General features: G+C 69.7%; 5 protein-coding genes. All 5 read left to right on the forward strand.

Annotation, left to right across the window (positions count from 1 at the left end; translation table 11 throughout):
• On the forward strand, nt 1-635 hold a 635-nt coding region (locus tag AC1DP0_RS16090; protein WP_478086032.1), incomplete at its 5' end, for a ComF family protein.
• A 269-nt stretch (nt 636-904) separates the two neighbouring features.
• Nucleotides 905-1,555, forward strand: coding sequence for a ribosome hibernation-promoting factor, HPF/YfiA family (hpf, locus tag AC1DP0_RS16095; RefSeq protein WP_478086034.1), 651 nt, complete (start codon nt 905-907; stop codon nt 1,553-1,555).
• 149 nt (nt 1,556-1,704) lie between these two features.
• Nucleotides 1,705-2,403 carry a response regulator gene (locus AC1DP0_RS16100; RefSeq protein ID WP_478086044.1) on the forward strand — a complete coding sequence of 233 codons (699 nt, stop codon included), beginning with the start codon at nt 1,705-1,707 and terminating at the stop codon, nt 2,401-2,403.
• Nucleotides 2,400-3,662: a winged helix-turn-helix domain-containing protein gene (locus tag AC1DP0_RS16105; protein ID WP_478086036.1), complete on the forward strand. Its 1,263-nt coding sequence runs from the start codon at nt 2,400-2,402 to the stop codon at nt 3,660-3,662. The genes AC1DP0_RS16100 and AC1DP0_RS16105 overlap by 4 nt, the downstream gene beginning before the upstream one ends.
• Nucleotides 3,663-3,863: 201 nt before the next feature.
• The coding region (gene secA / locus AC1DP0_RS16110) for a preprotein translocase subunit SecA (protein WP_478086040.1) at nt 3,864-6,412 on the forward strand (2,549 nt) is incomplete at its 3' end.

Genomic DNA, 6,412 nt, shown 5'->3' on the forward strand with positions numbered 1-6,412 from the left:
CCCCTGCGACGATGGAGGGGCCCGAGGGGCCCCGGCTGGTCGAGCACGGCGGCGGGCCCTGGGTCGTGCCGCACCCGGCGCCGGCCGGTATGCCGCCGGTGCACGCCTGGGGCGTCTATGCCGACCCGCTCCGAGCCGCCGTGTCCGCGTGGAAGGACGTCGGACGGCGCGACCTCGACGTCGTCCTGGCGCCGCTGCTGGCCGCGTCCGTCGACGGCGCGCTGAGGGGTGCGGGCTGGGCCGACGGAGTGGTCGTCGTGGTCCCGGCTCCCTCGTCGCGACGCGCCGTGCGCGAGCGCGGCGACACGCCGTTGGCCGCACTCTGCCGCTCAGCCGTCGCGGAGCTCACGGATCGAAGCGGGCCGGTCCTCCGCGTGGCGCCGGCACTACGTCACGTGCGCCGAGTGGAGGACCAGTCCGGCTTGGGAACGGTTGAACGGCGTGGCAACCTAGCCGGCGCCCTGTCGGTGAATCCCTTGTGGCACAGCGTGATCGGCGGGCGTCGAATCCTTCTCGTCGATGACGTCGTGACGACGGGTGCCACGTTCGCCGAAGCCGCCAGGGCGCTGCGGGCCGCCGGTGCGGGCTCGGTCGTGGGTGCCTCCGTGGCAGCCACCCAGCGCACTCGTGGGTGAAGACGCGGCCTGTGGGCGGGCGGTGCGGGTGCGGCGCGGATTGTTCCGGTCTGGGGGCGTTGCACGCCTTCCAGTGGACGCGCGGCGCAAGTAGGGTCGGGTCATGGACCCCGTCCCACGGGGCACGTCCGTCTGGCCGTCGACCCGGGACGAGATCAACAGGAAGAGGTGGTGCCTGGATGACCGGTGGGCCCGGTCCAAGGTGACCAGAGGCCCGGAACTACTCTCACTGCACCGCACGACAAGACGTGCGCGAACAAGGAGGAACCGTGGAGATCGTCGTCACTGGACGCCACGTCCAGATCCCCGACCGATTCCGTGAGCAGCTCGACGAGCGACTGGCCAAGGTGCCGGCGCTCGCCCCCAAGGTGCACCGCATCGACGTCGTCGTCACCCACGAGCGGGTTGCCCGCGGGTCCGAGAAGGTCGAGATCACGTGCCATGCGAAAGGGCCCGTGATCCGGGCGGAGGCTTGTCTCGATGACAAGTTCGCCGCGCTCGACATGGCGGTCGACAAGCTCATGGAGCGCCTGAGGCGGGTGCACGACAAGCGGAAGGTCAGCCGCGGACGACGGATCCCCGAGTCGGTCGCGCACGCGACCGCCCGCATCGACTCCTTGGCGAACGGAGCGGCGTCGTCCGGCTCAGACGCCGAGACCCGCGACGACAGGGTCGATGACCTCGAACGTTTCGGTGCCCTCGGGAACTCGCCCATCGAGGTCCGCGAGAAGATCCACACGGCAGCGCCCATGACCCTCGAGGACGCCGTGAACGAGATGGAGCTCGTCGGGCACGACTTCTTCCTCTTCCACGACGCCGACACGGACCGCCCGAGCGTGGTGTACCGGCGCCGCGGCTGGAGCTACGGGGTGCTGCACCTCGAGACCGACGCGGACGCCGACGTCGCCGCCACCGGCTGAGACCATCACCGCACCCGCGCTGACGACGGCGGGGCGTCCCCTTTCCGAGGGGACGCCCCGCCCTTGTCGCGTGCCGGGGGAGTAGCCAGGGCGCGCCGTGTCGCGGCTGCGGGGATCTGACGGGCGGTCTGCCCGTGGTGTACGCCAAGATGGGGGGCGTGAACCCGCCGACCACCGACGTCATCCGTGTCCTCATCGTCGACGACCACGCGCTCTACCGCAGGGGCCTGCAGACCGTCCTGGCCGTCGAGGACGGCATCGACGTCGTCGGCGAGGCAGCGGACGGGGTCGAAGCGGTCGACCAGGCCGAGGAGATCGTTCCCGACGTCATCGTCATGGACGTCGGGATGCCCAAGCGCGGGGGCATCGACGCCTGCCGGGTCATCAAGCAGCGAGTGCCCTCGGCCCGCATCCTCATGCTGACGAGCTCCGAGGACGAGGCGAACCTCTTCGAGGCGGTGCGCGCGGGGGCCAACGGCTACCTCCTCAAGGACGTGCCCCCCGAGGAGGTCGCGGCCGGGATCCGCAGCGTCTTCCACGGCCAGTCCCTGCTCTCGCCATCGATGGCCTCCAAGCTGCTCGAGGAGTTCAAGCAGATCAGCCAGCACGAGACCGCCCCGGCCCCGGTGTCCGGGCTGGAGCTGCCGCGCCTGACCGGCCGCGAGCTCGAGATCCTCAGGCTGGTCGCCCGCGGCAGGCTCAACCGGGAGATCGCCGGCGAGCTGTTCATCTCCGAGAACACCGTGCGCAACCACATCCGCAACATCCTCGACAAGCTCCAGATGCACTCCCGCATGGAGGCGGCGATGTATGCCGTGCGCCAGCGGCTCATCGACCCCGGCGAATGAGGGCCACCGTCCGCAGCCTGACCCGTGCCCAGGCTCGGCGCGTCGCCATCGCCGCCCAGGGCTTCCTCGACCCGCGCCCCGAGCCCTTCACGGCGACGATGCGCCATGTCCAGCGCGTCGTCGACCGGGTCGGTGTCGTGCAGATCGACAGCGTCAACGTCGTCGCCCGCAGCCAGTACCTCCCGTTCTTCTCGAGGCTGGGGCCCTACGACACCGCGCTGCTCGACCGGGCCCGTGACCGGGCGCCCCGTCGGCTCGTCGAGTACTGGGCGCACGAGGCGAGCCTCGTGCCGCCCTCGACCTGGCCTCTGCTCGACTTCCGGATGCGCGCCGCCGCCGAGAAGGCCTGGGGTGGGATGCGGCGCATCCTCGAGGAGCGCCCCGACTACGTCGATCTGGTCCGTGCCGAGGTCGAGGCCCGCGGCCCGATGACCGCACGCGAGGCGGAGGTCGCCCTCGCTCACGACCAGCCCCGCCGCACCGACCACTGGGGCTGGAACTGGTCCGAGGTCAAGCAGGCGCTCGAGTACCTCTTCTGGGCCGGGCAGATCAGCTCGGTCGGGCGCACCACGGCGTTCGAGCGTCGGTATGCCGCCCTCAGCGCCACCGCGCCGCCACCGTTGCGGGCGGCGTGGACCGAGCGTCCCGGCGCCGAGGCCGACCCGGAGCGCTTCGTCGAGCTCGTCCGCATCGCTGCCCGGGCGCACGGCATCGGCACCGAGCTCTGTCTGGCCGACTACTTCCGGATCAGGCGCGAGGACGCCCGCCCGGCCATCGGGCGCCTCGTCGCAGCCGGTGAGCTCATCCCGGTCACCGTGCCGGGGTGGAAGCCGGCCTGGCTGCACGCCGAGGCGCGGCTGCCGCGACGCGTCCACGCCGAGGCGCTGCTCAGCCCCTTCGACTCGCTCGTCTGGCAGCGCGACCGCATCCACGCGCTGTGGGACTTCCACTACCGCCTCGAGATCTACACGCCCGCCGAGAAGCGGGTGCACGGCTACTACGTGCTGCCCTTCCTCCATGGAGACGCCCTCGTCGCGCGCTGCGACCTCAAGGCCGACCGGACCGCGGGCGTGCTCCGCTGCCACCGGGTCACGTGGGAGCCGCACGCACCTGCGCAGGCGCGCCCGGCACTGCTTGCCAACCTCGAGTCGATGGCGAGCTGGCTCGGACTCGGCCGCGTCGACCTCGCCGGCGGTGTCGCCGGCGGTGTCGTCGGCGGTGTCGTCGGCGATCTCGCCGGAACGACGGCCAGCCGCTGAGCGCGCCGGGAGCACCCGGCATACGCCCTCGGGGTGGCGTCGGGCCCCTGCCCGAACGGCGTCGGAACCCGGCCACGCGCCGATGCGTTGGTCGTTGTGTCCGTAAGGCGGCTAGCCTAGGCGGGTCCCGTGACCCATCACGGGCGATGGAGCCCGCCCACCGGGCGCGTCCACACGTTCAGTCGGGAGTGAGATCACCAGATGGCCGTCATCGAGAAGCTGCTTCGCGCCGGCGARGGCCGGACCCTGAAGAAGCTCCAGGGCATCGCCAAGCAGGTCAACGCCCTCGAGGCCGACTTCGAGAAGCTCTCCGATGAGGAGCTGCGCGACGAGACCAAGGGTTTCCGCGAGCGTCTCGACAACGGCGAGACGCTCGACATGCTCCTGCCGGAGGCCTTCGCCGCCGTCCGTGAGGCGAGCAAGCGCACCTTGGGCAAACGCCACTTCGACGTCCAGCTCATGGGCGGCGCCGCACTGCACCAGGGCAACGTCGCCGAGATGAAGACCGGTGAGGGCAAGACGCTCGTCGCGACCCTGCCGAGCTACCTCAACGCCTTGTCCGGCAAGGGCGTCCACGTCATCACCGTCAACGACTTCCTCGCCGAGTACCAGTCGGAGCTGATGGGCCGCGTGCACCGCGCCCTCGGCATGGAGACCGGCTGCATCCTCAGCCAGATGACGCCCGAGCAGCGTCGCGCCGAGTACGCCAAGGACATCACCTACGGCACGAACAACGAGTTCGGGTTCGACTACCTGCGCGACAACATGGCGTGGGACCCCTCGGAGCTCGTCCAGCGCGGCCACAACTTCTGCATCGTCGACGAGGTCGACTCGATCCTCATCGACGAGGCCCGCACACCCCTGATCATCTCCGGCCCCGCCGACCTCGCGACGAAGTGGTACGTCGAGTTCGCCCGCATCGCGGCTCGCCTGAACCGCGGCGAGGACGGGCGCGGTGACTACGAGGTCGACGAGAAGAAGCGCACCGTCGGCGTTCTCGAGTCGGGCATCGCCCGGGTCGAGGACCTCCTCGGCATCGACAACCTCTACGACACCGTCAACACGCCGCTCATCGGCTACCTCAACAACTCCATCAAGGCCAAGGAGCTGTTCAAGAAGGACAAGGACTACGTCGTCATGAACGGCGAGATCCTTATCGTCGACGAGCACACCGGCCGCATGCTTCCCGGCCGTCGCTACAACGAGGGCATGCACCAGGCGATCGAGGCGAAGGAGGGCGTCGAGATCAAGAACGAGAACCAGACGCTGGCCACGATCACCCTGCAGAACTACTTCCGCATGTACGACAAGCTCTCCGGCATGACGGGCACCGCCCAGACCGAGGCGGCCGAGCTCAACTCCATCTACAAGCTCGGCGTCATCCCGATCCCCACGAACCGGCCGATGATCCGCAAGGACCAGGCCGACCTCGTCTACCGCACCGAGGTCGCCAAGTACGACGCCGTCGTCGACGACATCGCGGAGAAGCACGCGGTCGGCCAGCCCGTGCTCGTCGGCACCGTGTCGGTCGAGAAGAGCGAGTACCTCTCCCAGCAGCTGAAGAAGCGCGGGATCAAGCACGAGGTGCTCAACGCCAAGCAGCACGAGCGCGAGGCCGCCATCGTCGCTGACGCCGGCCGCAAGGGCGCTGTGACCGTCGCGACGAACATGGCCGGCCGAGGCACCGACATCATGCTCGGCGGCAACTCGGAGTTCCGGGCCGTCGCGGAGCTGAAGCGTCGCGGCCTCGACCCGCACGAGACACCGGAGGAGTACGAAGCCGCCTGGGACGAGGCGCTCGCCAAGGCCGAGCGCGACGTCGCGGCCGAGCACGAGGAGGTCACCGAGCTGGGCGGCCTCTACGTCCTGGGCACCGAGCGGCACGAGTCGCGCCGTATCGACAACCAGCTGCGAGGCCGCTCCGGTCGTCAGGGTGACCCGGGGGAGTCGCGCTTCTACCTCTCGCTCAACGACGACCTCATGCGCCTGTTCAACGCCGGTCTCGTCGACCGATTCATGCAGACCGCCGGCATGGAGGACCACGTGCCGATCGAGTCCAAGATGGTGACGAACTCGATCCAGAAGGCCCAGGGCTCGGTCGAGGCCCAGAACTACGAGATCCGCAAGAACGTCCTCAAGTACGACGACGTCATGAACCGCCAGCGCCAGGTCATCTACGACGAGCGCCGCGCGGTGCTCGAGGGCGAGGACCTCCACGAGCAGCTGCGCCTCTTCGTCAACGACGTCGTGGGCTCCTACGTCGACGCCGCCACCGCCGACGGCTTCGCCGCGGACTGGGACCTGGAGAAGCTGTGGGACGCGATGCGCCAGGTCTATCCCGTCTCGCTCACCATCGAGGAGGTCGAGGACATGGCCGGCGGCCGGCAGGCCATCACGGCTGAGCTCCTGCGCGAGCAGCTGATGTCCGACGCCCACCGTGCGTACGACCAGCGTGAGGAGACCCTCGGCTCGGACACGATGCGCGAGGTCGAGCGTCGTGTCGTCCTGTCCGTCCTCGACCGCAAGTGGCGTGAGCACCTCTACGAGATGGACTACCTCCAGGAGGGCATCGGTCTGCGCGCCATGGCCCAGCGCGACCCCCTCATCGAGTACCAGCGTGAGGGCTTCCAGCTCTTCGAGGCGATGATGGAAGCCATCAAGGAGGAGTCGGTCAGCCACCTCTTCTCCGTCGAGGTGCAGCTTGCGCCCTCGGCCGGCGCTCCCGTCGGGGCCGCCCCGATGGCGGTGGG

It is taken from the genome of Terrabacter sp. P5_B1, from assembly GCF_056400505.1.

Coding starts and splice junctions, on each gene's coding strand:
- AC1DP0_RS16100 (WP_478086044.1), top strand. CDS start 1,705: ATGGGGGGCGTGAACCCGCCGACCACCGACGTCATCCGTGTCCTCATC.
- AC1DP0_RS16105 (WP_478086036.1), top strand. CDS start 2,400: ATGAGGGCCACCGTCCGCAGCCTGACCCGTGCCCAGGCTCGGCGCGTC.